Source organism: Streptomyces sp. NPDC001933, from assembly GCF_042890955.1.
Taxonomy (GTDB): Bacteria; Actinomycetota; Actinomycetes; order Streptomycetales; family Streptomycetaceae; genus Streptomyces.
Genome location: NZ_JBIASS010000018.1, coordinates 110341 through 136342, shown reverse-complemented (window position 1 = coordinate 136342; position 26002 = coordinate 110341). Strand labels below are relative to the sequence as shown.

At 66.5% G+C, this 26002-nt stretch carries 28 protein-coding genes; 16 read left to right on the top strand and 12 right to left on the bottom strand.

The genetic code is table 11. The features are described from left to right. Positions 1 to 77: 77 nt before the first annotated feature. The 3 genes from ACFYY7_RS34155 to ACFYY7_RS34145 all read right to left on the bottom strand — a co-directional run bounded on the left by ACFYY7_RS34155 (position 78) and on the right by ACFYY7_RS34145 (position 898). The gene (locus ACFYY7_RS34155; protein ID WP_388667714.1) at positions 78 to 350 is read right to left on the bottom strand and encodes a hypothetical protein; all 273 of its coding nucleotides are present in this window, start codon (positions 348 to 350) and stop codon (positions 78 to 80) included. Then, positions 350 to 622, bottom strand: coding sequence for a hypothetical protein (locus ACFYY7_RS34150; RefSeq protein ID WP_388667713.1), 273 nt, complete (start codon positions 620 to 622; stop codon positions 350 to 352). The genes ACFYY7_RS34155 and ACFYY7_RS34150 overlap by 1 nt, the downstream gene beginning before the upstream one ends. A gap of 171 nt (positions 623 to 793) precedes the next feature. Beyond that, the gene (locus ACFYY7_RS34145; protein ID WP_388667712.1) at positions 794 to 898 is read right to left on the bottom strand and encodes a DUF6087 family protein; all 105 of its coding nucleotides are present in this window, start codon (positions 896 to 898) and stop codon (positions 794 to 796) included. Between the two features lie 778 nt (positions 899 to 1676). Here ACFYY7_RS34145 and ACFYY7_RS34140 point away from each other — a divergent pair. Next, entirely contained in the window at positions 1677 to 2159 is a 483-nt protein-coding gene (locus tag ACFYY7_RS34140) for a hypothetical protein (protein WP_388667711.1), read from the top strand. Between the two features lie 579 nt (positions 2160 to 2738). Here the strand turns inward: ACFYY7_RS34140 and ACFYY7_RS34135 are convergent. After that, positions 2739 to 4727, bottom strand: coding sequence for a helix-turn-helix domain-containing protein (locus ACFYY7_RS34135; RefSeq protein ID WP_388667710.1), 1989 nt, complete (start codon positions 4725 to 4727; stop codon positions 2739 to 2741). 64 nt (positions 4728 to 4791) lie between these two features. On the opposite strand from ACFYY7_RS34135, the gene ACFYY7_RS34130 reads away from it, so the two are divergent. The 3 genes from ACFYY7_RS34130 to ACFYY7_RS34120 all read left to right on the top strand — a co-directional run bounded on the left by ACFYY7_RS34130 (position 4792) and on the right by ACFYY7_RS34120 (position 6048). After that, positions 4792 to 4941 (top strand): hypothetical protein, encoded by a 150-nt coding sequence (locus ACFYY7_RS34130; RefSeq protein ID WP_388667709.1) that lies wholly within the window; start codon positions 4792 to 4794, stop codon positions 4939 to 4941. 109 nt (positions 4942 to 5050) lie between these two features. Further along, positions 5051 to 5689 (top strand): hypothetical protein, encoded by a 639-nt coding sequence (locus ACFYY7_RS34125; protein WP_388667708.1) that lies wholly within the window; start codon positions 5051 to 5053, stop codon positions 5687 to 5689. A 113-nt stretch (positions 5690 to 5802) separates the two neighbouring features. Further along, positions 5803 to 6048 (top strand): DUF2283 domain-containing protein, encoded by a 246-nt coding sequence (locus tag ACFYY7_RS34120; protein WP_388667707.1) that lies wholly within the window; start codon positions 5803 to 5805, stop codon positions 6046 to 6048. A gap of 33 nt (positions 6049 to 6081) precedes the next feature. On the opposite strand, the gene ACFYY7_RS34115 is transcribed toward ACFYY7_RS34120, so the two are convergent. The 4 genes from ACFYY7_RS34115 to ACFYY7_RS34100 all read right to left on the bottom strand — a co-directional run bounded on the left by ACFYY7_RS34115 (position 6082) and on the right by ACFYY7_RS34100 (position 10323). Next, positions 6082 to 6636, bottom strand: a complete 555-nt coding sequence (locus ACFYY7_RS34115; RefSeq protein WP_388667706.1) for a transposase — start codon at positions 6634 to 6636, stop codon at positions 6082 to 6084. Between the two features lie 558 nt (positions 6637 to 7194). Continuing rightward, positions 7195 to 7983 (bottom strand): SAM-dependent methyltransferase, encoded by a 789-nt coding sequence (locus ACFYY7_RS34110; protein WP_388667705.1) that lies wholly within the window; start codon positions 7981 to 7983, stop codon positions 7195 to 7197. 43 nt (positions 7984 to 8026) lie between these two features. Further along, the gene (locus ACFYY7_RS34105) at positions 8027 to 8917 is read right to left on the bottom strand and encodes a phosphotransferase (protein WP_388667704.1); all 891 of its coding nucleotides are present in this window, start codon (positions 8915 to 8917) and stop codon (positions 8027 to 8029) included. Beyond that, positions 8914 to 10323, bottom strand: a complete 1410-nt coding sequence (locus tag ACFYY7_RS34100) for a helix-turn-helix domain-containing protein (protein WP_388667703.1) — start codon at positions 10321 to 10323, stop codon at positions 8914 to 8916. The genes ACFYY7_RS34105 and ACFYY7_RS34100 overlap by 4 nt, the downstream gene beginning before the upstream one ends. Positions 10324 to 10422: 99 nt before the next feature. On the opposite strand from ACFYY7_RS34100, the gene ACFYY7_RS34095 reads away from it, so the two are divergent. After that, positions 10423 to 11469, top strand: a complete 1047-nt coding sequence (locus tag ACFYY7_RS34095) for an NAD-dependent epimerase/dehydratase family protein (protein WP_388667702.1) — start codon at positions 10423 to 10425, stop codon at positions 11467 to 11469. Here ACFYY7_RS34095 and ACFYY7_RS34090 read toward each other — a convergent pair. Both ACFYY7_RS34090 and ACFYY7_RS34085 read right to left on the bottom strand, forming a co-directional pair. Continuing rightward, the gene (locus tag ACFYY7_RS34090; RefSeq protein WP_388667701.1) at positions 11433 to 12476 is read right to left on the bottom strand and encodes a DNA-binding protein; all 1044 of its coding nucleotides are present in this window, start codon (positions 12474 to 12476) and stop codon (positions 11433 to 11435) included. The two genes, ACFYY7_RS34095 and ACFYY7_RS34090, sit on opposite strands and share 37 nt — an antisense overlap. Positions 12477 to 13128: 652 nt before the next feature. After that, positions 13129 to 13797: a hypothetical protein gene (locus ACFYY7_RS34085; protein WP_388667700.1), complete on the bottom strand. Its 669-nt coding sequence runs from the start codon at positions 13795 to 13797 to the stop codon at positions 13129 to 13131. Between the two features lie 85 nt (positions 13798 to 13882). Between ACFYY7_RS34085 and ACFYY7_RS34080 the strand changes: the two genes are divergently transcribed. Then, entirely contained in the window at positions 13883 to 14104 is a 222-nt protein-coding gene (locus ACFYY7_RS34080; protein WP_388667699.1) for a DUF5999 family protein, read from the top strand. Positions 14105 to 14255: 151 nt separating this feature from the next. On the opposite strand, the gene ACFYY7_RS34075 is transcribed toward ACFYY7_RS34080, so the two are convergent. Together ACFYY7_RS34075 and ACFYY7_RS34070 are read right to left on the bottom strand one after the other, a co-directional pair. Continuing rightward, positions 14256 to 14744, bottom strand: coding sequence for a TrmO family methyltransferase (locus ACFYY7_RS34075; RefSeq protein WP_388667698.1), 489 nt, complete (start codon positions 14742 to 14744; stop codon positions 14256 to 14258). 72 nt (positions 14745 to 14816) lie between these two features. Continuing rightward, a complete protein-coding gene (locus tag ACFYY7_RS34070; protein ID WP_388667697.1) occupies positions 14817 to 16277 on the bottom strand; it encodes a Tat pathway signal protein in 1461 nt (486 codons plus the stop codon). Between the two features lie 204 nt (positions 16278 to 16481). Here ACFYY7_RS34070 and ACFYY7_RS34065 point away from each other — a divergent pair, with 204 nt between their 5' ends. The 10 genes from ACFYY7_RS34065 to ACFYY7_RS34020 all read left to right on the top strand — a co-directional run bounded on the left by ACFYY7_RS34065 (position 16482) and on the right by ACFYY7_RS34020 (position 25865). Then, the gene (locus ACFYY7_RS34065; RefSeq protein ID WP_388667696.1) at positions 16482 to 16970 is read left to right on the top strand and encodes an ATP-binding protein; all 489 of its coding nucleotides are present in this window, start codon (positions 16482 to 16484) and stop codon (positions 16968 to 16970) included. Positions 16971 to 17925: 955 nt separating this feature from the next. Further along, the gene (locus tag ACFYY7_RS34060) at positions 17926 to 19200 is read left to right on the top strand and encodes a hypothetical protein (protein WP_388667695.1); all 1275 of its coding nucleotides are present in this window, start codon (positions 17926 to 17928) and stop codon (positions 19198 to 19200) included. Between the two features lie 5 nt (positions 19201 to 19205). Continuing rightward, positions 19206 to 19652 (top strand): roadblock/LC7 domain-containing protein, encoded by a 447-nt coding sequence (locus ACFYY7_RS34055; protein WP_388667694.1) that lies wholly within the window; start codon positions 19206 to 19208, stop codon positions 19650 to 19652. Further along, complete coding sequence (locus ACFYY7_RS34050; protein ID WP_388667693.1) at positions 19649 to 20011, top strand: DUF742 domain-containing protein; 363 nt, start codon at positions 19649 to 19651, stop codon at positions 20009 to 20011. The genes ACFYY7_RS34055 and ACFYY7_RS34050 overlap by 4 nt, the downstream gene beginning before the upstream one ends. After that, the gene (locus ACFYY7_RS34045; protein WP_388667692.1) at positions 19986 to 20591 is read left to right on the top strand and encodes an ATP/GTP-binding protein; all 606 of its coding nucleotides are present in this window, start codon (positions 19986 to 19988) and stop codon (positions 20589 to 20591) included. Before ACFYY7_RS34050 ends, ACFYY7_RS34045 begins: the two co-directional genes overlap by 26 nt. Continuing rightward, positions 20588 to 21805, top strand: coding sequence for a cytochrome P450 (locus ACFYY7_RS34040; RefSeq protein ID WP_388667691.1), 1218 nt, complete (start codon positions 20588 to 20590; stop codon positions 21803 to 21805). The genes ACFYY7_RS34045 and ACFYY7_RS34040 overlap by 4 nt, the downstream gene beginning before the upstream one ends. A 21-nt stretch (positions 21806 to 21826) precedes the next feature. Beyond that, a complete protein-coding gene (locus ACFYY7_RS34035) occupies positions 21827 to 23062 on the top strand; it encodes a cytochrome P450 (protein WP_388667690.1) in 1236 nt (411 codons plus the stop codon). Continuing rightward, entirely contained in the window at positions 23059 to 23907 is an 849-nt protein-coding gene (locus ACFYY7_RS34030; RefSeq protein ID WP_388667689.1) for an SAM-dependent methyltransferase, read from the top strand. The genes ACFYY7_RS34035 and ACFYY7_RS34030 overlap by 4 nt, the downstream gene beginning before the upstream one ends. Positions 23908 to 24186: 279 nt before the next feature. After that, positions 24187 to 25002: an SAM-dependent methyltransferase gene (locus tag ACFYY7_RS34025; RefSeq protein ID WP_388667688.1), complete on the top strand. Its 816-nt coding sequence runs from the start codon at positions 24187 to 24189 to the stop codon at positions 25000 to 25002. Then, on the top strand, positions 24999 to 25865 hold the full coding sequence (locus tag ACFYY7_RS34020; protein ID WP_388667687.1) for a Scr1 family TA system antitoxin-like transcriptional regulator: 867 nt from the start codon (positions 24999 to 25001) through the stop codon (positions 25863 to 25865). The genes ACFYY7_RS34025 and ACFYY7_RS34020 overlap by 4 nt, the downstream gene beginning before the upstream one ends. Positions 25866 to 26002 lie beyond the last annotated feature (137 nt).

The window sequence follows — 26002 nt, the reverse complement described above, 5'->3', positions numbered from 1 at the left end:
GCCTCGCTCGGGTTCGCGGTGAGCCGGTAGTTGACCTCGCGCTTGTCGGCGCTCGTGAGTCTGGTTCCACGTTCTCCTCAGTGGAACCAGACCAGAACCGGGACGCGTATCTCCTTGGCGTCTCTCATGATCATGTATTCGATGATGACTGATTCGCCCGGGATCTCGAGGGAGTACCGGATCTCGAATTCGTCCATCGCGTCGCCGGGCGGCTGTCTGCCCAGATCGACCGCGCCGCCGGCCTCGATGGCCAGTGCGCGCAAGAAGTTCACTGTACTTCTGCGGAGGTCGACGGGCATGTCGAGCACAGTCTGTGCTGGGATCTCCTCCGTCCAGACGGTCCAGCTCATCAGGTCCCGTCCACGAGCAGGTCGTCGACGGAGACCAGGGAGCGGCCGGCTGTGGCATTGGCCCGGCTCTGGTCGGCTCCGGGGGCGCGCTGCAGCATCGCTACCTTCCACCAGCGGCTCATCACGGACGGCACCTTGTTCGCCTCTGCTGCCAGGACCTCGGTGTAGAAGCGGGTGCGATCGGCGCCGGCCAACGCGTCACGGATCGCGTTGATGGTGCGTGGGACAGCGGGGACCCGGGGGTCTGCGGGGTGCTCGGGCTGGGCCGTCACGGATATCTCTCCTTCGGTCTGCTGCCCCGAGTGTCCTATGCCCGGGGCCCGGCCGGGAACCGAGCGGACGAATTTCACGCGGTCTTCGGGCGGGCCCAACGCCCTCGGCCACAGGAGCACCAGCAACTTGGCGCGCCGGTGGTTCTTGTCGGGGCTCTTGGTGGCGTGCGGTCAACAGCCTGGCTGTTCGCCTAGCGGGGTCGCCCGGCGTTCCCCGGGCGTGGGGCGGCGCTGCTCACGGCGTGCTGCCCACTCGTCAAAAGGTTCGTCTTCCACCGGCTTCTCCTTCTTCTCGTGTCTCCCAGTCTGGCGGATCGGTGCTGCGGCCGGGCCCCGTACGGGGATACAGCCCTCCTGGGCGCTGTGTTCTCCTCTGCCCGGCGGCCACCCGGATCGTTGGAGACCCGGTGGCCGAGCACGGAACCTGTCTACCAATAGTGCCCCTTGAGTACAGCCGGTGGCGGGCCTGGGCGTTGTTGACACGCGGGAGCCGTGTCCCGGCCGCTCGTCCTGCTTCTACGGGCATCAGATGCCCAGGTGGGGATGAGGCCGCGGAACAGTTGAGGACGGCGTTGACAGAGCGTTCTTCCGCGCAGGGGGCGGGAATTGGTGATTCGCGCTCGCTGGTACGTGAGATGCGGTCCGTGGTTCTTCTGGTGCTCGGTGAGTCTGTGCATTCACGGGCGGGGCGGCACTGGCTCACGTCGCCGTTCGCCGTGCCCCAGGCAACTGCTTGACGGACTACGTCGCGCTGCTCGTGGCATGGACCGTGGATGAGATCCTGCCGGCCACCGGAATCATCGGAGACGGCACCGCGATCGACTCGGTATGGCAGTGGAGGGGGTGGCTGTGACCGGTGAAGGGGCGGACCTCGCCTTCGACGAGGTGTCGGTAGCGAAGTTCACGCAGGGGGTGGGCTCCGTCATTGATCACTTCAGTGGCGGCGCCATCGGCTCGGTGATGCGCAAGGGGTTCTCGGGGCTGGCGATGACGGGGATGGAAACCGGGTACCCCGGACTGTCAGTAGATTTTGAGGCATGGGTTGAATGGGTTCATGGCTGCAGTGATCGCAATGCTGGAAGAGCTCAGGGGTATCGCCCCGCTGACCGTCGAGGGCGCGGCGGTGCGGTTCTCGGCCCAGGAGTGGACGCCCGGGGGCAAGCCCCGCGACGGTGTGGAGACGTCGTGGGACAAGGACGGCGTCGGGGGCTGGATCCAGGCGTTCGGCGGTGGGGTGGTCTGTGTCTCGTTCGCCGTCTGGATCCGTGACGTCGACGAGTCGGGTTATTTCGACGACCTGGATGCCGTCTACGAGCAGGGGGAGCAAGCGCTGGCCGACTTCCTGCCCGAGATCAAGGGTTCCTCTCTCGCCGGCCACCTCGTCGAAGGCGAACAGACCGCGGCGGACAAGGACGAGTTCATCGCAGTGAAGAAGTGGACCCTCGACGGCCGAACCCTGACGGCCGGTGTGATCCAGCATGACACCGATCTTCCGGTGATGGTCGTGGTGGCGCTGGAGAAGACCGTACCCGCCTGACCCGCTTCGTCGACAGAACGTCCGAGCTGCCACCCGCCGCAAGGCACGGGCGCGGCTGGAGCTGGAGCTCTGCAGAGCCGGCCTCCGGTGGCACGGGCTGGGCCCGGTGAAAATCGCGCACCCTGCAAACGGGGAGCAGCCAGACCTGGTGGCGGTCGCAGAAGCGCGCTGTACCGCACTCGGGTAGGGCGCAGGGCCCCGGACGGGCTTCCTGTGCCGGGACGGAACGTTCGCAGCCCGTGGTGGGTCTGTGTCAGCGTCGCCGCCATCGGCGGTGCCACCTGGCCGGCTCCGGATGGCGGGGGTCGCGATAGGTGGAGGGGCTGTCCGTTCAGGTTCCAGTCCGACCCGGCCCGGGTGCACGCAGACCGGGATCCGGCCATCGGCGGTGTAGCGGTATCGGTCCGCCGCGTCGAACGGCCAGGCTCTGCTGGGCCGGTCCGCAATGAGGAACTCCGTGCGCGGGAGCCGCAGGGCTGGGCAAGACCAGCAACATGGGTAGTCCGAGTCCGGGTCGATGAAGGGCGCCTTGGCCGCGTCGGTCATACCTCCTGGGGCCGGGAATACGGGTCAGCGAGGTCATCGTATGAGTCGGCTCCGGTTCGCCTGGAGCAGGCGCTGTTGTCTCCAGGTCATGGCCGCAGTGAACGTGGTCATGGCCGCGAGGAGGTATCCCATGGCCCGCGTCATATGGCGGTTGCGGAGGGCGCGGCGGTGTGTGGCTATCCCGGCGGCGAGGAAGTCTGATTCGAGGGATGTGAGCGCGGGCTGCTGGTCACGTGGGAATTGCGCCTCAAGCTGGGCAAGACGAACCGGTGAGATCCGCACACCAGGTTCGCGTCCAACTCCCTCCCAGGCGTTGGCGGCCTCGGTCAGCCAACGTTGGAAGCGCAGATTCTCGCGGTCCTGCTCGATCCAGCCGTGCAGTCGGGGCCAGGTGGTGACGAGCGCCTCGTGGGCAAGCTCGACCGTCGTCCGGCCGAGCGTGATCAGCCGTACCCGGGCGAGCGTCTCGAGCACGATGGTGGCGTTGTCTCCGTGTGCGGATTCGAGTTCCGCGCGGTCGGTGGGCCGACGGGTATCGGACCTTCCCTCGCCGGGGGTGATCAGGCGAAGGAGGATGGAGCGGGCCGCGTCGGTATGGCCGGGCTCGAGTTGGCGGTATGCCGTTTCGGCGGCGCGGGTGATGGCGCCGCGGAGCCCTCCTGCCCGCTCGTAGGCTTCAACGGTGAGGGTTCGGCCCTGTCTGCGGCGCCAGGTCTCCAGGAGGACGTGCGAGAAGAGGGGCAGGGTTGCCGCTTGTGTCCGGGAGTCTTCCAGGAGCCTGCTGGTCAGGGCCCGCTCGACGACGAGGCCGTGCTCTGCGGCGGGCCGGGTGATGGCGTGCCGCAGTTCCTCTGGTGCCATCGGGCCCAGAGCCAGGTTTGCCTTTCCCACCGCTGCTGCCAGACCGGGGAGATTCAGACAGTGTCCGTGGAAGTCGGCTCGGACGGCGAGGACGACCCGTAGCCGGCTTTCGGGTGCATCTGCCGCAAGCAGAGCGGCGATGAACGCCTCCCGTTCGTTCGGGTCGTGGCAGTGGGTGAAGATCTCCTCGAACTGGTCGATGATCAGCAGGGTGTCCCCGCTGCCTTCTGCAGGGACGAGGGCGTCTGCATGATGGTGGTTGGGGCGTTCGCCGGGGATGAGGATGCGGATGGCGGCCGGCACCATCGAGTCGCCGCTATGCACGGGCATGTTGTCAGCTGGTTCGTGTCGGTGGTCTGGGGCGGCATTGCGGAGGCGAGGCACGAGGCCCGCGCGCAGGAGGGACGACTTGCCGCTGCCTGAAGGGCCGAAGACTGTGACAATGCGGTGTTCACGCACCAGGACAGCCAGTTCGTCGGTGAGTCGTTCGCGGCCGAAGAAGAGATTCTCATCGCCCGGTTCGAATCGGGCGAACCCTCGATAGGGGGAGGCTTCGTCGTCGTGGTCTTCGGCATCGGCCGAGAGCGCGTCAGCAGCGCGGCGCCACCGCCGCTCCCAGTCGTCCGGGTCCCCTCCGCAAGCGGCGGCGTAGGCCAGGGCCACGGCCAGTGAGGGCAGCTGGTCACCCGACGCGGCGCGGGAAAGGGTGGCTGCGGAATACTCGGTTCGGCGGGCCAGCGCGCTGTATGTTGGTCCGCCGGCCTCTGAGCGCAACTCGCGTAGGGCGGTGGCGAATTCATGGGCAGGTCCTGCTGCAGGGCCCAGCGGCTTCTCACGGCGTCCCATAACCCCCCGATCTCGAAATACACGAGGACTCAACCCGATCCGGCCCACGGGCCGCAAGGAGGGATCGAGTCGTGCTGGAGGCGCGCCGCCCATTGATTGATTCAGGGGACGTGACAGGGCTGCGAAACAAAGCATCAGGGCCGAGATTTGTGGTGCTGAGCCGGAAAGTCGGCCGGACAGGCGCCTGTCCGGCGCCTCACCTGTCACGAAAGGAACGCCCATGGCGAATCGGATCTCCGCATCCTCGATGAGGACTCCCGTCCGGTTGGCGGCCGCCGCGATCGTCGCGCTGACGATCGCAGTCTTCGGCGTCACACCAGCATCCGCGGCTGCACCCACGGCAGCGTCCTACCGCGCGGGAGCGAGGTACGACATCGGCGTGTACTTCTGGTACGAGTGCGAGGCTCGCGGTCTGAACCTCGTGTCCTACTACAACTCGCAGGGGTACGGCGCCACCTACGAGTGCCTCTACTGGAGCGGCCAGCCCCCCTTCCATAACTCTCTCCTGCGCGTGACCCTGTACTGGTGAGCCCACTGCTCAACGCATGACAAGAGCTACGGGGCCAGGCAACGCTCGGCCCCGTAGCTCCGCCATGTGGGTGCTGAATGCATCGATCCGCAGGTTGTTGACGCGGCTGATGGGCGGGCCCCGCACGCTCGCCGCCATCGGTGACCATCGGGGCGCCAGGATGGCGGTCGATGACGCCCAGGCCTTGGTCGAACGCCTCTACGGGCTCGAAGCAACCGACATGTGGTTCGGCTACCCAGGACAGAAGCACTTCGTCCACCTCTCCCAGGCGGACACCCTCCTCGGAGACACCAATGCCGCGTACTCGGCCCAGGACGACGCCCTAGACGTCACTGATTCCCCCTCGGTGATGACCCGGGCCCTGATCGCGATGGACACCGCCGCCTGCTTGCGTCTCGGCGGCGACCCCGCATCGGCGGCCGAGATAGCGGCGGGCGTCTTCGACCGCCACCCCGCCACCTATCGTGACGGACTCATCCGGTCCAGGGCCAAGTCCTTCACCAAGCCCTCGCCTGACCGAGACCGCCCCCTGAGAACTGCCGAGAGCGCATCCAACCTCGGATGGCCCACTCTTCGCCCGGGATACTGGGGGTTGTCAGTGGCGAGTGCGACCGTGAACGACATGACCGCCACCATCGAGACCGAACCAGACAGCCTAGTCGCCGCGCTGCGCCTGCCCGTGTGGAACGCGCTCGCGGAGCGGGCTGTCGGCGTACAAGTGAACGTGGCGCTGGCAAGATTTTCGTAGCCGATGATCATTTTGGTTCGGTGGGGGCTCAGTGCGCCATTGCAGTACCGCCCGCATCCTCGAATTCATCAAGGCTCAGTGCCGACACCAACCACCAAGGGAGCATGCCAGCCGTGGCAGACGTCAGAGTCACCTACGACAAGACTGCGAACGCAGCGTACGTGTACCTCACCGATCCGCAGGTTCGCACCAAGTCCTCGCGCATGTATCCCTGCGATCCGGTGGAGGTTGGCGGCGTGATCAACCTTGACTTCGACGAGCAGGGGCGCCTCATCGGTATCGAGGTATTGGCGGCCAACTCCAAGCTGCCCGAGTACCTGCTCGAGTCATCTGAGTATCTTGACGCCGGAGGTGCATGAACTGGTAGAGCAGGAGAAGTGCCTTGCGCCGCATCAGGTTGGAAAAGCTTCGGTGTAGCGGCGGCGTAGGTGGGCGATCAGTACGACTCGGTGGCGCAGGAGCGGGACGCTGGCGCGGCCTGCCATGATGCGTTTCTGGAGCTTCACGTCGGTGATGCGGCCCTCGTTGACTCTGGAGTTGTAGGGGCTGGTGATCCCCTGGGCGACCGCGTGCCGGTCTTTACGCAGGGCGGTGGCGATGCCAGCGAGGGGCGGAAGTCCGCTGTTGGTGAGGTGATCGAGCCAGGCCGGCAGCGGTGTGGCGTCGCGGGTATCGCGCATGGCGGCGAACTGGCGGACCAGTTCGTGGGTGCGGTGAAGTTCCGGGCAGTGGTCGAGCAGCCGCCGCAGACGCTCCGCCGTCTGCGGGCCGTGCCGGACCGGGCTCGCGATGATCCAGCGTGCGGCTTCGCGTGGAGAGGGCGGTCGTTCGCGGGGCTCGTCCAGGGGCAGACCCCGCCGAAGGGGTGCGAGGGCCATCTTCACGCGTTGGTAGTTGCCCAGGTAGCCCTTGCCAGCGAGTTCTTGGTGGAGGAAGACCGGCGGCACGTGGGCCAGCGATGACAACTGAACGCGCCGAGCCTTCGCGTGCCGGCTCCGAGGCATACCGCAGCGACACCCAAGCAAGTTTGTCTTGCTCATCGTGTTCAGGACGACGGTGCCACCCCACCGGCGGGGGACTTGAATCGCTGTCACGGCGGACGCTCTTGACGGGATGGCTGGTCGGTCTCAGCTGTGACCAGAAAGGCCCCTACTGGCTGGGCCGGCAGGCGAGGCGACACCCCAAGCTGTGGTGACTGCTGCGTCCGCAGACTGGTGGACCGACTCCCGTGAACTCAGCTGCCTGGCTGGAAGGCCTGGTCCACACGCGCGTTCATTGGAGACCACGTGGGCCGTATAACCCGGTCCAGGTCTCTGGCTATCCGCTGTGCTTCCCCGTGAACGTCAGCAGGAACATCACCTCTACTCGGCCTGGTCTGCGGGTTCTGGAGAGGCTGTTGCGCTGGCCGGCAATACCACTTGGCCTCATGACCCAAATGGGCCGGTTCATCAGAACACCCGGTCCGGGGGCGTCTTCCGTGGCCTCCGGACCGGGTGGGCCGTCCATCACTTGCGAGCGACGAACCCCCACTGATCGACAGGCTCGGCGCTCTCGTCACCCAGGTTCGGACGCCACAGAGAGATGGACCCGAACCCCGGGTCGACCAGTTCCATCCCGTCCGCGCTCGCGAGGATCTCCTCGGGCTGGCGCACCAGATAGGGAGGAGTGTCCCCGGAGGCGTACGCCTCCTGTGCGGACAGTGTCTGTGGGGTGGCGATCGTGTCGCAGAGGACCAGATAGCTGCCTGCTACGGTGCCGGCCATGTATCGGCTCGTGAGGTCGATGCCGGACTGGGGATCGACGTGTCCCAGCGTGGACAGCACCATGACGGCTACGGGCTGTGTCATGTCCAGGGTCTGTCCGGCTTCCCGGAGTACCTGTTCGGCGTCCAGCATGTCGGCGTGCACGTAGTTCGTCATGCCGTCCGGCGCACTCGTCAGGAGGGCGCGGGCGTGGGCCAGGACCAGGGGGTCGTTGTCGACGTAGACGATGCGTGCCTTCGGCTGGATGCTCTGTGCGACCTCGTGGGTGCTGTTCTGGACGGGGAGGCCGGTTCCGATGTCGAGGAACTGGGTAATTCCTGCATCGTGTGCCAGGTACTGCACGGCGCGGGCCTGGAAGGCCCGTGATGCCAGGGCGAGCTCTCGCGTCTGAGGATAGGTTGCGATGACCTGGTCTCCCAGTTCCTGGTCGACGGGGTAGTGGTCCTTGCCTCCGATCCAGTAATTCCACACTCGGGCCGAGTGGGGTATTCCGCTGCGGATTGTGGCTTCGAGTTCAGGGTTGGTGTTCACGTACGGCCTCGCTACTTCCGTGCATATCGCAGTTGGATCTGGTTCAGCTTGCTGACCAGAGGGTTCGGGTATCCCCCCGCCTCAGGGTAGTGATGCGGAATTCGAGTTCCTGCAAGGCCTGGAGGTCGTTTCGGTCGGCCCGTCTGACGTAAGAGCCGAGGGTGTGCATGTCGCGGATCTGTGTGAGTACGGGCAGGCCGGGCCATGCGGCGATGTCGTATCCGTAGCCGTCACGGAAGGCTTGCAACTCGCTCTCGGAGCGCCCGAACCTCACACCTTGGTATGTGTTCGCAAGATCGACTTCGCGGGGCCCGGTGCATGCTTCGTCCCAGTCTGTGAGGCGAACCTTCGCACCGCGCTCGTCCCAGAGACAGTTTCCCGGATAGGCATCACCGTGCAGCATCCCGTGACCAAGCGGGAATTCCAGCTGATCATATTGGGCGAGAAGTTCTTGGCGTCGCCCCAGTAGCCATTCTTTCTGTTCGGAGCCCAGGGTTGTGCTGTTGCTGATTGCCTCGTGTAGTGACGTGAGTGGTTGCCAGGCTGGGAGTTCCAGCGGCGGGGCGGGAAGAGAATGCAGTCTTCTGAGAAGGGATCCGAGGTGCTTTGCACCGGGGGCCTGCAACTTTGACCGCTGAGGGTAGTAGGTCCAAAGCGTCACGGTGTGACTGGGCGTGAGCACGGGCTGGGGTACGTCAGCGGCTTCGGGAACGGGGAGATCTTGCTCTGTGAGCCACCGGGCCAGGGTTACGGCTCTGGACATGCCCGCGTTCCGGGACTTTGGTGCGACGCGCAGCACCAGGTCTTCTTCTGGGAGCAGGAAAACGGTGGTGGCGTGGTCATGAAGCAGGCCGAGCGAGCGAGTGCTCAGTCCGAGACTGTGGGCGGCGTCCCGGGCTGCGGCCTCGGTGGGTGATGGGAGGGGTTGGGTCACGAGAGTGGAGCCTTTGCTGTGGTATCTATCGCGTGGTACTGGAGGGCTGCGCCCGTCAATTCGTGAGCAATTCTGTTTCCTTGGAACCGAGGGTGGTTGAGAAGCGCGGCTACGTTGCCGACTGCTGTTCCAAGTTGCCGAATCCGGAGTTGGTGTGGCATTTCGAGAATTTTGGTGAACTCTTCCGCTGCGCCGTCGAGTTCATTTCCAGCGATTCGGGATGTGACGATGTCCAGCCTCGCGAGGGCTTCGTCACCGTAAGATCGCTCATGTGCTGGGCCGGTTTCGTAGGCCGTGATGGCTGTTCGGGCGTGATTCTCGGCCTCTTTGTAGTTGCCGAGGAGTGTGTAGGTGCCGCCGATGTAGTAAGCCTGTTTTGCTGCGGGGAAGGAGAGGATTCCGCCAAATCGTTCGAGTTGGTGGGTGCCGGGATCTGGGTGCTGTTCTCTGGCAAGGCGCAAGGCACTCAGGGAGCTGAGCGCGAGGTCGCGGTTGCCGATGCGGGCCGCTGCTCGGGCCTGGATAGCGGCGATACGGATGCGGGACTCGCCTGTGGGTGCGTATTCGAGGGCGCCCTTGGTGTGGTTGACCGCCGAGTGAGGGTGTGAGGACCACTCCGCGATGAGTGCTGCTGTGCCTCGGGTCCACGCCTTGAGTCCGTTGTGGTTGGCGCGGTCCGCGAGAGTCCACGCTGTCTTGATCTGTGCGTGGGCGGAACCTTCGTCCCCGAGGTTTTGGCTTGCGTGGGCCATGAGGAGGCACGTAGTGCCGGCGAGGAAGAGCAGCTCTTTTGTCTCGTCGGGCTTCTGCGTGCCCCGTAGGTGCCCGAAGAGTTCGTCGCGCATGGACAGCAGGCGGAGGAAGACGGACTCGATCGGGGCATGTACATAGTCGGTTGCGATATCGGCGATGGTGTTCCTGAGCCGGTCTGTTGTGCCGTGGTCGAGACTGCTGGCTGCGAGTTGTTCGTCTGCGAACTGGAGGGACTGCACAGCGGCTTGGGCTGCGAGTTCGTTCAGGCCACCGCGGGGGCTGTGGCCGGCAGCTGGCTGTTGGGGGGTTGCCGGTGCGCTGATGTGCGAAGGGATGGCCAGACGGGCCAGGAATTCCTGTGCCTTGCCGGGGCTGAGGCGCCGTCTTCCCGCTTCGAGCATGGACACGTGGCTCTGGGCTAACCCGGTGAGCTTGCTGAACTCGACCTGGCTCATCCTTGCTGCGGTGCGGAGTTGCTTGCTGAGCTCTCCCAGCTCGCCGGCAGCGAGTGCGGCGGTGATTTGAGGATCGTCCCAGACGTGTGGCGGGATGGATGGTGTGGGCGGCGATGTGCAGCTGCTCCTCCCGCACTGGCCTGTGAGGTTGTACAGGCTCAGGGGATTCCCGCAGGAGCACCTTTGCCGGGTTGCCATGGACTGCCTCCTGCTGTTGTGGGTCTCACCCTGCCCTGGACCTGGCGCTGAGAAACGGATGCCTGCGCTTTGACGGCCCACACGGCAGAATCGGGGCGCATGAAGATCTTGGTGCTGGGTGGAACGTGGTTCTTGGGTAGAGAGGTTGTTGCGGGTGCCCTCGGTCGGGGGTGGGCGGTGACCGTGTTCAACCGTGGGCGGTCAGCCCCCAATCCTGCGGGTGTGGCAGCTGTGCATGGGGACCGTACGAGCATCGACGATATACGGCGGCTGGCTCAAGAAGGACCGTGGGATGCGGTGATCGATACGTCCAGCTCCGATCTCGCTCCCCGTGAGGTTCTGCTCTCTGCCCAGGCCCTGCGCAGCCAGGTGGGTCGGTGGGTGCACGTCTCGACCGTTTCGGTCTACGCGCAGTGGCCACGGGAGGCACTGACGGAGTCGTCCCCCTTGCTGGACGCCCCGGCTGACGCCGACGCGTCGTTCGGGTACACGGGAGCGGATGGGACACCTACCGCCTACGGGTTCCAGAAGGCGGGTGGCGAACAAGCTGTCTACTCGGCGTTCGCACACGAGTCGGTGTTCTTGCGGCCTGGAGTGATTCTCGGGCCGGGCGAGTACGTCGGCCGGTTGCCGTGGTGGCTGTCTCGGGCGCACCGCGGGGGGAGTCTGCTCGCCCCCGGGCCTGCCGGCCGGTGTATTCAGCCTGTGGATGTGCGCGATGTCGCTCGGTTCGCGCTCGACCAAGCATGTGCCACGTCGTCGGGCGGCTTCAACCTCACTCATCCGGTGGGTATTTCCTTCGAGGCATTTCTTGCGGAGTGTCTTTCGGCTAGCGGTGGGTCGGGGTGCCCGGTCTGGGTGGGAGCCGAGGACCTGTTGGCCCAAGGCGTGCGCCAGTGGACTGAGCTGCCGTTGTGGCGCACTCACTCTGGGGTCTGGTCGGTGGACTCGGGCCGTGCGGTCGCCGCTGGTTTGCAGTGCCGGCCCGTTGTCGAGACGATCCGGGACACCTGGGCCTGGATGGAGTCTGGTGAGCGCCCGGTCAGCCACCCGCGCTGGGCGGAGCATGGGATCAGCCGGGAGAAGGAGGAGGCTGTGCTGTGGGCCGTTCATCGGCCTAGCGCCGGAGGGGCGGCGCCGAGCTGAGCCGGGGCCGATGTGCGTACGAACAGATCGATGCGCTCGACCAGTTCGCCCGCTTCGGCAGAGCCGCGGTATCGGCGGTGAGACAGCACGAGTCGCTGAAGCCTGTCCGCCCGTGCCAGCAGACCGGTGACGCGTTTGTCCGGCGCAATCGCCCACATCGCTGCGAGTGCTGCGAGCGCCTTGTCCACGTCGCCCGCCAAGAGTCGGGCCATGGCCAAGTCGGCGGAGGCTCCTCCGAGCACGGGAGCGGAGCGGCAGTCGGCGGGCCTGCATGTAACGAGTTCGAGGGCGCGTCGTGCCTCGTTCTCAGCGAGGACGGTGTCGCCCACAAGGAGGGCCGTTGAGCTGTTGGACATGCTGAGCCGCTCGTCGGAGAAGCCGAACTCTCCGGCGATGCCGTCGTGCAGTGAATCGCGCGCCACGCCCCTGTCCGTGCCAGTGAGATGGATGAGTTCGTGTGCGGCGTGAATGTCGCCCAGGTGCCCGTGGGCGCGCGCCTTGATTGCCCGCAGCCGACGCACTGCGACGTCGCCGATGCCGGGGTAGGACAGAGCCTGCCCGGCCAGAACGACTGCTTGGGCCGGGTCGCCGGTGAAGTAGGCGATATAGGCGAGGGTTCCGTCCGCATACGCCCTCAGCGGAGTGAACCGTGCGCTCTCTCCGTACACCCCGGCTGTGCGGGCCAGCCGGCGCGCTCCGGCGAGCTTCCCCAGGTCAAAAGCTGCGCTGGCCATGAGGGAGGTGGCCTGACCGGCCAGGATCAGGAGTTCCTGCTGCTGCGCGGGAACTCTTGTGCGCTTGCGATGTCCCTCTGCCTCGTCCCGGAGTGCGGCGCTGCGTGTCCATACCTCTTTGGAGGGTTTCGCGTTGTAGGCGCGCGCGAGCTCCATGAGGTCATCGCGCAGCTGCTCGATGCTCCGGTCGGAAATCACTGAGGATGCTGCCTCACTGGCATCCTCCTGTGCCTTCCGCGCCACGCGGTCGATCTCGTCCTGCAGACTGAACACCAGCGAAGGTGCCTCCCCAGTGGGTGGTGCGAAGAGAGTCGCCGCAGGCAGTCCGAACATCGCCTCAAGGACGCGGCAAGTGCTGCCGCGGGGCAGGTGTTTGAGGTGTCCCCCCGTCCACCGCCTGAACTGGGATTCGGAGACCGACGGGAACGAATCGCAGTCGGGCAGCACTTGGGCCGCCGACCGGTTGAACCACTGTTCGAACTGTGCGTGGTCGAGGCCGCGTTGCCTCACCAGAACCTTCAGCAGAGTCTTCGGTTGCCTACCCATGCCATCCCGTCCACGATCGCAGGTGTCCTGGGACTCTTACCGCTTCGCGGAGCGTCCCACAAGCGGATCCGTGAAGAAGGCGTCCTGACGCTACCCGGACGCTTCCTCCGGCACGCAATGCCCGCGAAGAGACACCCGGAAGGTACTTGCAGGAGACCGGCCACCGACACAGGCTGATCGTCTGCCCCCACGCAGGTGGTGAACAGACTTTTCCGGGAATCACATGTTTCTTGTCTTCGCAGTTCAGACGCTCATTTCCGCTTTCACCAGGACCGAAATGTTCGATATCACAAGCGTGATATCACAAGCGTGATAACAAAACCTTGCCTTCTTGATGCAGAATGCTCCTCGCTTCGCCTTGCACTCCCATCTACTGCCGCTAGTCCGGCACGGGGTCCTGAAGCAGTAGTGCAGATTTACATCCATCGTCGTCGAATCCCATCGACCTCACTTCCCGGAGGGGCACGTGAGAAGTAGCGGCACCGGCGGTCCCTTCCTCAACGTCTTCCCTGCACAACCCGCTGTCGACAATTCTCTGACGGCCGGCCAGGTCACCGATGTTCCGGCCGTCAGCAACGAGCGTGCGGTCCGCGGCGCGCTGGAGACTGCCGGGTTCGTCCTCGACGACACGGTGTCCCGATGTGTTGCAGATGAACGACCCGCTGACGACGGCACCTTGATGATGCTGCTGCGCGGCCACCTCATGGAACTCCCGCCCTGACTGCTTTCCCTCCCCGGGCGTACTGATGACCTCGTCGAGGCCGCCCGGAAGCTGAGGGCGGAGCCGGACTGCAATGACCCGGCTGATCGCCGTGTCCAAATACAAAGACTGGCCAGATTGACCAGAGAAATCGTTACGCGAATCCAGGAGTTCCGATCGGAAAAGCCGATCGATGACACCTGACTCGAATTCTGGCTCTCCGACGGCCGAAGCGTGCCTCCGCTCCGATGCTGGCCTCCCGCCGACGCCGAAGGCCACTGGCCTTGGCGTGTCGGCCTTCTCCACCAAGGCCTGGCCGATGTCGGCCTTGCTCTCCGCCCCGCGCACGTCCGTGGAGCCCCGCCGCCGAGGAAACCACCCGCTTCCTCGCCCACAGCCCCCAAACCGTGCCTTCCTGTAAGGACGTTCTCCAATGTGCGGCCACCACCCCCCCTGTCCTACCGCCGACTCCGCCGACCGTGAGGCGGCCCGCCTGGCTGTGCACCGCCCCGAGCAGGGGTGGAGCCTGCTGTGCAACGGCGTCCTGCTCTTTGACGACACCGGGGAGCTGCTGCCCGACGGGCAGATCATCGCCCCGCACCGCCCCATGACGACGTTGGTGGCCCCGCAGCTCCGGGAGGGGGCGTTGTGCTAGTGGCTGTGACGAAGCGCGTTCCGCCGGTGACACACACGTCAGCGGTCAAGTCGGGCTTGCCTTCCCCTAGGAGGACGTGATGGCGACGGCAGTCGCGCCTCTGCGTCGCGGAGTCCTCCCAATGTGTGTGGCTTCTGAGAAGCTGCGCATTTCAGGGTCGTTCGTCTGCGCGCTTCCAGTAGTTCTGAAGCATGTCGGTGGGCCAACTGGGCTGGTGTATGGGATTTCGCGGCAGCATCTCGCGGAAGGCTGGAGCCAAGTCGATCACCGGAGTGCCGTCGTCCGCGTCCAGGTCTGCGACGTAAAGGTCCCTACCCTCTACCTGCAGCAGCCTTGGGTACGAGACACCGATGCGGGCGGGACGGCGATGGTTGCGGTGGACGAGCCCTCCTGTCGCCGGCCAGTCCGGGTTTCCTCGTGGGCTTCGCGGTTCGAGTTCGATGTCATTGTCCGAACCCAGGCTGAAGTGCCAGATGACCTCAAGGTGGCTGAATTCCTCGATGCCTTGCAGAGCGTCCTCGGGGATGTTGGGCACGAGCCGGATGATCGACGTCACGTCCCCCTTGTAGTCGTCAAGGCGGTCCTTGTGTCCTCCGACAACCTTGGCAATCACTGGTACCTGGATGTATTCGTCGAACACGCTCTGCCCTTCGTGAGTCTCCTGCGGTCCGAGAAGCAGCCCTTCCCGAGCGATCGCGTCTTACGGTACGTGTCAGCCGGAGTGGAGCATCGCTCGGGCCCTGGCATCGAGTTCCGCGGCCTGACCGCCCGCACGGCCTCGGAAGGGCGACAGCGCCCGTCGCATCTGGACAACAGTCTCCCTCGCGCGGCCGGACTGCACGCCGTTCATGGCGTCGAGCGCCTGGCTCCAGGTGTTGCAAGCGATGTCGAGGTGCCCTTGTTGGGCCTGGACGGCGCCGAGATATCCCAGGGTGACGGAGTGCGTCCGCGCAAACTGCGCTCGGCGTGTCCTGACGCTGTGGCTGAACTGCGACTCGGCGCCTTGGAGATCGCCGAGGTCGCGCAGCGCTGCGCCGGTCTCGTGGGCGAGGCTGGCCTCGGCGAAGAAGAACACCCTGTTCGGCTCGTCGTCCGCTTCGGTTGCCCGACCGAGGTCTCGCTCCGCTCGCAGCAGTACGCTGACGGCAGCCTTCTTCTCACCGGCAGCTGCCAGCCCGCGCGCGTGCACGACGCCGAGCAGGGAGCGCTCCCGCCAGCACGCCTGAGTGTAGCGGCGGTTGGACAGAGAAGCTTCGGAGAGTCGTACAGCCGCCTGCGGGTTGCCCAGGTCGACTGCTTGATGGGCCATTGCCCGCAGCACGTGACCGGCCAGGGGGGCATCTGCGGCTTCCTCGGCCAGCTTCGTTGCGATTGTCAGCCAGCGCTGCGCGAGCGGGTGTTCGCCACCGTCGAACGCAGTCCAGCCGGCCAGGTAGGCAAGCTCCGCGGCTGCCGAGGTCATGCCGCGTCGGACAGCCTCGGTAGGGAATCGGCTGCTCAGCAGTTCCGCGACTTCGGATCGGAGGTAGGCAACGAGCGCGGTGCGTCCGGCGCGGCCACCACGCTTTTGGTCACGGCGGGAGAACAAGGCTGCCATTTCACGGACGTCCTCGACGTCCTCTGCCGTGACGACGTAGCTCGACAGAGGCCTGCGCGTCCGGGCCCGGTCTGCGGCCTGCTCGAACCACTGGTCCTCGGGGAGGGCCAAGGCGGCCACCGAGTAGACCGAGGTGGCCAGCAGTCTTCTGCGATCGATGTCCATGTCCGTGCTCCCGAGCGTCACGAGCGTCGTCAGAGTGTCATCGCTCCAGGTCGGTGGCTGCGGCTCGGGCTCGGTGTCCTTCACCAGCGCGATGTCGGCGAGCGTGACGAGGCGACCGAGTCCACGGGAAAGCGTCTCGGCCAAGATACGGGCTGCTGGAGGTCCAGGAGCCACGCCGCCTATCCATTTGGCGATGTGGGACTGACCGACGCCAGACAGTTCGGAGACACCGTGTTCCTCGGCCACCGACCTGACGCGAGCAGCCAGGCGTGCCTGGGACAGGCCCAGTTCAGTAATCACGGCGGCCAGTTTGAGGTTGCGCGTGCGCCCCATGGTGCGCCCCTGTTCCTGAAACGATCTTTCATCACGTTCATTGAGGCCGTGTCCCTGATGGGCTACCGCCCAGGTCACAGACCCGGTTCTCTCACGAAGACGATATTCCTCGAACTCCCCACCAGCGTAGGGAATCTGGCCATCTCGCGCATACAAGCCCGGGCTGTGTCCGAAACCGACCCATCAGCGGGTCGAGAGAAGGAGCCGAACGTGTGCCACCTGACGCAGACGACGTCAGCTTGGCCGTGGCCGCACGGTGGAGCAGAACGAGGAGCGTGTGCCATGTCAGATTCCCCCCGTCGTCCTCCTGTGGAGCCCTCGTCCGCTGGCGCTTTCCCGGATCCCAAGCCTCGATCGTTCAGGTTCGCTGCCGTTCTGCCGGCGAATTCCGAGGCGATCAGCCCTCTGCGACGCGAACTCGAAAGCGTGCTCCACGTGTCGGGGCTCGCTCACATTGCCGACGACTTCGCTCTCAGTGCCCAGGAGATCATGGCCAACGCCGTGGTGCACGGTTGCCGCCATTGCCCCGAGGGACCGATCACCGTGACGGTGAGCTGCGACGGGCGACGGATCAGGCTGAGCGTTGAGGATCCCTCGGATGCCCGGCCCCACCTGAGCAACGCCCTGGACGGAGCCACGAGCGGCCGCGGCATGCTCATCGTGGATGCCTTCGCGGACGGTTGGGGTGTGAAGTCGCTGTCAGAAGGCGCGGGAAAAACGGTGTGGATGGAGATGGCTTGCACACCGTCCCATCGGCGGGTGGCAGCATGAGCTTAAGCCTACAACTACGGGTACTGGGCTCGCCGCCTGATCCGTCCCGCGCTCCTGCTCGGGGTGGTGGCAGTGACACGGTGCTGGGCGTCGCCTCTCGATGCCGACAGGAGCTGCCCGGCAAGCGCATCGGTGTTGCCAGGGCCGCCGGGCCGCTTCTGGGCCGCCCCGCCCGGACCTCGGGCGTTCCCGACCAGCGGGCCGCCTATTCTGCCTGGCCGAGAAACGCACCCGCGCGGTTCGGCACAGCGGACTTCGGGTGGCAGTCGTGACCAGATACTTGCGACAGGTTCCTCCCGGGTTGAGCGGAGAGCTGCTGGATCCACCGCAGAGCATCCACCTGTGTCCCGGGGGAACAGTTCAGTTCACCACGGCTCCACCGCCTGGTCTCCCGCCCGTATTCGATGTGGTCCGGGTCGGACTGGGGGTGGGAACGCTCGCGATCAACTACCTCATCGGGCAGGGGTGCAGGGTTGGTCCGTACCTGGGCTGCCGTCTGCACAGCTTGATGCTGATCCCGGTCGCTGCCGGTACCGGGGAGATGTGGGGGGCAGCGCACTCCGAGTGCATCCCTGACAGAACCTCGGAGACCGTCACGTGCGAGCCGGCCTATGGCCGACGGTGCCAGTCCTACATCTGGGTTGATCCGCTCGCACTCGCCGCCGACGGGGTGGTCACTGACCGGGTGGGATTGCACAACGCACTCAGTCTGCGGCGCTCGCACATGATCCGCAGTGCGGGCCGGCCGCCGTTGCGGGAGGTGTGCCGCGTCTGACATCCGGATGCTTCCCACCGCCGCCATGGCCTACGCCGCTGTCCGCGCATTCGCCCAGGTTCCTGACGACACGAGAGACTCATGATTTCGCAGATACTCGCCGTTGGCTTCGTGTGCGCACTGACGTGCGCGGCTGTCGCTGTTGTGGCTGTTGTCCATGGCCGCCGAACGATGGGCCGTATGAGCCTGGCCCGGGTGGAGCTGGAGAAGCAGCTGGCGCTGTCTCAGCAGGCGCGCAGGGACCGGGATCAGGCAGTGAAGTCGTTCGCACGCGCGGGTGCGGGGGTGGCAGCTGCAGCGGCCGGCGGTTCTCCCGCCTTTGCTGAGTTCGCCATCGAGGGGAGACTGACGGACACCGACTTTGCCAAGGCTCTGCAGGAGGCAGGTGACGCTGTTGCTGCGGCGCTGGTGAAGATGAAGGAGCAGGGTGCCGCGGAGGCCCGGTATGAGGCTCAGCGCGAGGCGCAAGAGGCCACTGCGGCGACGGTGCGGGCGGTTGCCGAGTCGCTGCAGAGCCCTTGCCAGGCGCTGATCAAGCAGATCGACGAGGGCCTCGCTCGGCACAAGGACGATCAGTCGTTCGCCACGTTGACGCGGATCGATCACGAGGCACAGGTGATGAGCCGGGTGGCCGCGTCGTTCGCTGTGCTGTCCGGGGGGAAGCCGGGGAGGCGTTGGAAGTCCCGTCCGCTGACCGACGTCGTGCGAGGGGCCATGGGCAGCATCCGTGCCCACGAGCGGGTGCGGTTCCAGACTCTGGACCACCGCGCGGTGAACCAGCGGGTGATGCAGCCTGTCGTGCACGCGCTGGCCACACTGCTCGACAACGCGACCAGGTACTCCCATCCGCAAGCGGCTGTCGATGTGACCTTCGAGTCGAACTACACCGGTGTCACGGTGATCGTCAGTGACGCGGGCGTGCGCATGAACGAGGAGCAGCAGACCCTGGCGCGCAGGGCGCTGTCCGGGGAGCCGGTGAACCTTCACGATCTCGGCCCGCAGCCCAAGATCGGATTCTGGACGGTGGGAGCTCTCGCACGCCGTTACGAGTTCAAGGCCTACCTCGATGCGTCCAGTCCGTGGGGCGGGATGCGTCAGATGCTCTTCCTGCCCGACGCCCTTTTGAACACGGTGGAGCCTGTGGCAGGCCCGCGCCCTGTCCCGGTGAACAGTCCGTCCGGTGCCGGACAGCATGGTGCCGCAGTGGGGCCTGTGACGGGTCCGCGCCCTGTCGCGGTTGAGAGCCCGTCCGGCCCGGGGCGGCATCCGTCGGGGTTGCCGCAGCGGCGGAGGAAGGCCTCCGCCCCTGCGGCATCGGACAGCGGACCCAGCGAGGCGGCATTCGGGCTGTCCGATCAGCCGGCAAGCGCCGACGTGGCCACCGCCTGGATCAGGAGCACACGCCGCACGCAGCCGTCTTCTGCCGAGTCCGCTTCCGAAACGAAAGGCGAGTGATTTCGATGACAACTTCCACCAACCACCAGGCCCAGATGAAGGCCTCGTGGATCCTCGACGACATCAAGGGCCTGAAGGGTGTCACCTGGGCCGTGGTGCTGAGCGGCGATGGTCTGGTGGTCGCCCGGTGCAACGACCTCGACAGGGACACCGCAGACCCGATCGCCGCGGCCGCCGCCGGATACGCCTCGGTTGCCAAGGCGCTCGGCCAGTTCGGCGGCGGCGCACTGCGTCAGTGCATGGCCGAGTACGACAATGCCATGATCATGGCCACGGCGCTGGCAGAGAACTCGCTGATGGTCGTGCAGTACACCCACGACGGCGACGTCGAGGTCATCACCAACAAGGTGATGTCGGTCGCACCGAATCTGGCTCAGGAGCTGGCCTCCAAAGCCCGCACCGAGATGCCTGGAGGCACGGGACTCGGGTCCGGCGCGGCCGGTCAGCTGTGACAGACCCGGCCGTCGGGGACGGCGGTCTGGTACGGCCCCATGTCCGTACGAAGGGACGTACCGCACCGTCACGCGAAGAACTGCGGCTGGAGTCCATGGTCACGACGGCGGACCGTCACGGTCCGCCCCCCGTCGACCTGAACCCCGACGAGAGGGCCGTGCTGGATTTCGGCCGGCCCGGCCGGGCCATGTCGGTGACGGAGATCGCCGCGCACCTGGGCCAGCCGCCGACCCTGATCAAGATCCTCGTCTCCGGTCTCGCGGACAGCGGCCTCGTCGATGTCTCCACCCCGCCGTCCGCACCCGAAGCACATTTTCTGGAAAGGGTCCTTCATGGCCTCCGCGCTCTCCCTGCCTGACAGCGCCTACGTGCCCGCGTCCGCGATATCGGTCAAGGTGCTGGTCGCCGGTCCCTTCGGTGTCGGCAAGACAACGCTCGTCGGCAGCGTCTCGGAGATCAAACCGCTGCGCACCGAGGAACGCATCACCGCTGCCAGCGTCGGGATCGACGACCTCACGGAAAGCGACGGGAAGACCACCACCACGGTGGCGATGGACTTCGGCCGCCTCACCCTGCTGGGCGGCGAGACTGCGCTGTACCTGTTCGGCCTGTCGGGGCAGGAGCGGTTCTGGGCGTTCGTGGAGGACTTAACGCGTGGAGCGATGGGCGCGGTGCTCATGGCCGACACCCGCCACCTGGGCAGGACGTTCCCGGTGGCGGACTTTCTGGAAGACCGCGGCATCCCCTACGTGGTGGCGCTGAACCAGTTCGAAGGAACCCGCAGGTTCGAACTTGAGGATGTGCGGTCCGCTCTCGATCTGAAGCCCGAAACACCGCTGGTCCGGTGCGACGCACGCAACGCCGCCGAGGGCCGCGAAGCGCTGATCGTCCTGTTCGAGTACCTCGTTTCCCTGACGAACCATCCGGAGCGCCCGTGAACACCCACTCCACCCCCGTTCCAAGCGGCCGCCGGTACCCGATGTACACGGCGGAGTTCGCCGCCGACCCGCACGCCGCCTACCAGGAAATGCGCGAAGAGCACGGCGCCCTGGTGCCGGTGGAGCCGTACCCGGGGTTCAAGGCGACCCTGGTGGTCAACCACGGCACCGCAGTGCAGATCCTCAACGATCCGGTCAGCTTCCCCGCCGACCCCCGGAAGTGGCAGCGGTCCGTGCCTGCCGACTGCCCGATCCTCCCGATGGTCGGCTACCGGGCCAACGCCCTGCGCAGCGCGGGCAGCGAGCATGCCCGGTTCCGGGCCTCCAACGTGGACGCGCTCGCCGGGGTGGCACTGCACCGGTTGGAGCGAGTCGTGCAGCGCAGGGCGCGGCAGGCCATCAACCGTTTCTGCGAGAAGGGCGAGGCCGACTTCCTGAACGGGTTCGCCAAACCGGTGGTGCTCGGGACGATCAGTGACCTGGCGGGTGCCACGGAAGAGCTCGCCGGCCGGATCGGCACGTCCATGGCCGCGGTCTTCGAAGGCGGTCCCGACGCCGGGCACGCCAACCACATGCTCATGGCGGCGCTGCACGACCTCATCGAACTCAAGCGGGCCCGCCCCGGTGACGACTTCGTCACCCGGCTGATCACCCACAAAACCGAGCTCACTGATCCTGAGCTCGCCGAGCAGCTGGTGACACTGTTCGGTGCAGGTTACGAACCGCTGACGAACACCATCGCCAACACGACACTGAGGATCCAGTCCAGCGCGCACGTCATGGACGGTGTATTCAGGGGATCCCTGAGTGTCCGCGAAGCCCTGTACGAGGGACTGTTTAACGACCCGCCGATGGCGAACTACTGCCTCTCCTACCCCCCGCAGCCGGTGGTGATCGACCATCAGGTACTGCTCGCGGACCAGATGGTCATGATCAGTCTCGCCGCCTGCAACAACGACCCCGCCCTCGGCAGCCCCGAGCGCAGGCTCGGCAACCGGGCGCATCTCGCCTTCAGCGCGGGTCCCCATGCCTGCCCCGCCGCGGACATGTCCATGGTCATCGCGAAGGCCGCCCTCGATGAAGTCCTCGAAGCGCTGCCGGACATGCAACTCGCCGTCGCCCCGGACCAGGTCCGCTGGCGTCCCGGCCCCTTCCACCGGGCATTGGCCTCATTGCCCGTGTCCTTCGCACCCACAGCCCCCCTGCCCGACTGAGCACACACGGAGGAGACCCTCATGGACAGCAGCGTCTACGCACTGAACCCCCAGGCGCCCGACCGTACCGGCGAAGACCGCGCGCTCAGGGAGCGCGGCCCCATCACCCGCGTCGACGTCCTCGGCGTCGAGGCCTGGGCCGTCACCGACCCGAAGTGGCTTCGGGAACTGTTCAAAGACCCGCTGGTCTCGAAGAGCGCGCGGGAGCACTGCCGCGACTTCGAGAACATCGTGGCCACGTGGCCGCTAGCCCTGTGGGTCAGCGTTGAGAATATGTTCACGGCGTACGGCACGGACCACCGGCGCCTGCGCAAGCTCGTCCAGAAGGCCTTCACCGCCCGCCGCACGGCGGCCATGATCCCCGTCATCGAGTCGATCGCCGACGAACTCCTCGACGACATCGACGCCACACATACCCCCGGTGAACCCGTCGACCTGGTCGCCGCCTACGCCCGCCGCCTGCCCATCCTCTTCATCTGCCGGCTCATGGGCCTGCCCGAAGAGGAACACGACCGCGTCCGGCACCTCGCCGACGTGATCTTCTCGACCTCATACAGCTGGGAAGAACAAAAGGCCAGCCAGGCAGAGCTCTACGCGCTGCTGAGTGACTTCGTGGCACTCAAGCGCGAGAATCCCGGCGACGATCTGACCAGTGCCCTCGTTGCCGCCCGGGACGACGAGGACGGGACACTGAGCGAGAAGCAGCTCACCGACACACTCCTGCTGATGATCACCGCCGGATTCGAAACCACGGTCGGGCTCATCACCAACGCAGGCTTTAACCTCCTCACCCACCCCGAGGAACTCGGCCACGTCCGCGCGGGCCGCGCCACCTGGAGCGATGTCGTCGAAGAGTCACTTCGCCGTGACGCCCCCATCGCGAACCTGCCGATGCGCTACGCCATCGAGGACATCGACCTCCCCGACGGCACCGTCATCCGCGCCGGGGATCCGATCCTCCCCTGCTACAGCGCGGCCGGCCGTCACCGGGGCGAGTACGGGGCGGACGCCGACCAGTTCCTCGTGCTGCGTGTGAAGAAGGACCACCTCGCCTTCGGACACGGCGCCCACCTGTGCCTGGGGGCACCCCTGGCACGCGCCGAGGGTGCGATCGCCCTCTCCAAGTTCTTCGAGCGCTACCCCCACGCACGTCTCGCCGACAGCCACACCCGCACCCCGGTGCCCAGCTTCATCTCCAACACCCTTACGCGCCTGGACGTCGTCCTGGAGCCCCTCCCCGAAGGGGACACACAGTGAGCACGCTCACCGAGGCCGTCACGGCACGCGACCCCGCCCCTGTCACCGCACCGTCCGTCGCAAAGCTCACGCACTGGCTGCTCGGCGGCAGGCACCACCTTCGCGCAGACCGGAATCTGGGCAAGCAGGTCCTTCGCGCAGCCCCCTGGTTCGAGGACGCCGTAAAAATCAACGCCCTCCACGCACACCAGACGGTAGCGATGCTCCGCGCCTCGGGTATCAGGCAGTTCGTCGACCTGGGCAGCGGCCTGCCGACCTCCAACCCGCGCTTCCCCCACACCGCCCTGTCCGCCGGACCGGACACCACAGTCATCCACGTCGACTGCGACCCGGCCGTCATCGAACACGGACCCCAACTCCTTAACAGCCGGCGGCCCACGAACCACCGCTTCATGCACGCGGACCTGCGGAACATGCTTTACATCCTGCGTGAAATGCCGCTTCACGGCCTGGACCCGTCCCGGCCGACAGGATTCCTGTGCCACGACGTCCTGCCCTGGATCCCCGACGATGCGGACGCCCGAGCCAGCATGAAAGCGATCCTCGACTGGGCGCCGCCCGGCAGTGCCCTCTCGCTCACCCACTCCACCGCCGATCTGTGCCACGACGGAACTGCCGCAGCCGCAGCACACTGCTTCACCGCGGCGGGGCTGCCCGTACAACTGCGGACCGCCGAGGAGATACGCGATCTCACACAGGCCACCGCCCGCCCCTGGCACATCCGTTCCCCCGGCATCGTGCCGGTGAGCACGTACCACCCGGCCCGGTACCGCATGCCTGTCCCGGATCACCACAGCGGCGGCTACGCGGCCATCCTCATCCACCCGGAGCACGCACACCACTGACCACCCCGGCCAGCCGTGTCCACGAGGACAGACCCTCCTCACGGACACGGCTCCCCCAGGGGTCCTGTCCGGCCGGTACGGCCGCCGCAAGGCCTCACGGCGAAACCGGCACCGGACAGGACGGCGCAACCCCGGGGGCGGGCTCGACCCCTCGCGTAGCCCGCCCACAGCCCTGCGCCCCGGCTGCCCCCTGGAACCAGCCCCAATCCGGGGGCAGCCGGCCCCAACCCCTTACGCAGAAAAAACCTCGTGATCGAAGAACAGACTCCCCACCACCGCATGCCTGACTCGCCTGACTGGGCGTCTGTGCCCAGCAGCGCCCGGATCGCGAACCTCTTCACGGGCGGGACCAACAACTACGAAGTGGACCGCCTCCTGGCCCAGCAGCTCCGGCAAGTCGTGGCCTGGCTGCCACAGATGCTGCTCATCAACCGCCACTTCGGTCAGCGGGCGGTCGAGCACATGGCGGGCGAGCTCGGACTCACTCAGTTCCTGGACCTGGGGTGCGGGCTGCCCTTCAACCCGGACGCCAGGCCGGAGAAGCCGCTGCACACCTACGATGCGGCCAGGCGCTTCTGCGACCCGCGGGTCGCATACATCGACAGCAACCCCATGGTGCACGGGCACGCCAACGTGTGTCTGGCTGAGCATCCGGGCACGGCTCCGGTGCATGCCGACATGCGTCAGGTCGACCACCTCCTGGCCAACCCGGCCCTGCTGTCCGTGGTCAACGTGAGGCGCCCGGTCGCCGTGCTGGGCAATGATCTGTTCGCCTGGATGAGCGACGAGGACGCCGCCCGCTGCATCGCGGACCTCCATGACCGCCTCGCGCCCGGCAGCGCCCTGTCCGTGTCCCACGCCTCCACCGACACGGACCCCGACGCGATGACGGCGCTGACCGACATCTACGCCGAGCACGGCATCGTGTTCCGGCCCCGCACACGAGAGCACATCCGCCGACTCCTCGGCCCGTGGGAACCGGTATCCCCGGGCATCGTCGCGACCGCGCACTGGCCGAAGGCCCCGCAGTCGCTCCCCGGCGCAGACCAGTCGCACTCCTACGCCACCGTCGCACGCCGTACGGACGTCTCATGACCGGCCGCAGCGACTGGGAACTGCCCGACGTTCCGACCGGTCAGATCATCGCGGGCAACTACGTGCGCTACCTCCGCGACAACCTCGGACTCAGGAACGCGGACGTCTGCGGGCTGGCCGGACTCTCGCACACGTCGATGAGCTGTACCGAATCGGGCGCCAGGCCGCTGTCCCAGGAAGAGGCCGAGACGCTGCTCGCCGGCCCCTACCAGGTGCCGGAGTCCGGGCGTCGCGGGTTCGCCCGGTTCCTCTCTGAAACGGCCTTCGCCGTCAGGTTCCGCGAGGTGCTGCCCCTCGATAAGGCGGTCGACCACACCACGGGATGGCCGGACCGGCTCGCTGCACTCGAACACCGGGCCACGAAAGCATGTGTCTACGCCCCGCGGCTCGTCCCGGGGTTCCTGCGGACACCGGGCTACAGCGCGAGACTCATCGACCAGCCCGACCCCACCGATCTGCAGATCGCACGCCCCACCACCATCGGCACACACACGACGGTGGTGCTGGAAGAGTCCGTGCTGATGCGGATCCTCGGCGCCCCGCCCATGTTCGCCGAGCAGATGCAGTACCTCATCGGTGCCGCCGCCGAGCAGCTCATCACGCTGCGCGTCCTTCCGCTGGACTCAGCCGTCCACGGCGATTTCCCGGAGCAGCTTGCGGAGTTCGTGCTGCCCAGCGGGGCCAGAGTGTATGCCGCAGAGAGTGACCACGCGACGTACTACAGCGGGCTGACCGAAGAGAGACGGTTGGGCGGCTTCCTTGCCCGTGTCACCGAAGCGGCCCTGCCGCAGGACGCGTCACTGACGCGTCTCAGGCTGGCCCGGGACAAGGCGCTCGGCGGGAACCGGCTCCGCCTGCACTGACACACCCTCCCGCCCATAGTCCCTTGCCCCGACCCGCCCGCCCCGTGCCCGAAATGGATGACATGCACAGCCTCACGCCGCCGGACGGACCCGTGCCGACCGGGCCTTCACACACCACGGCACCCACGCCACCCCCC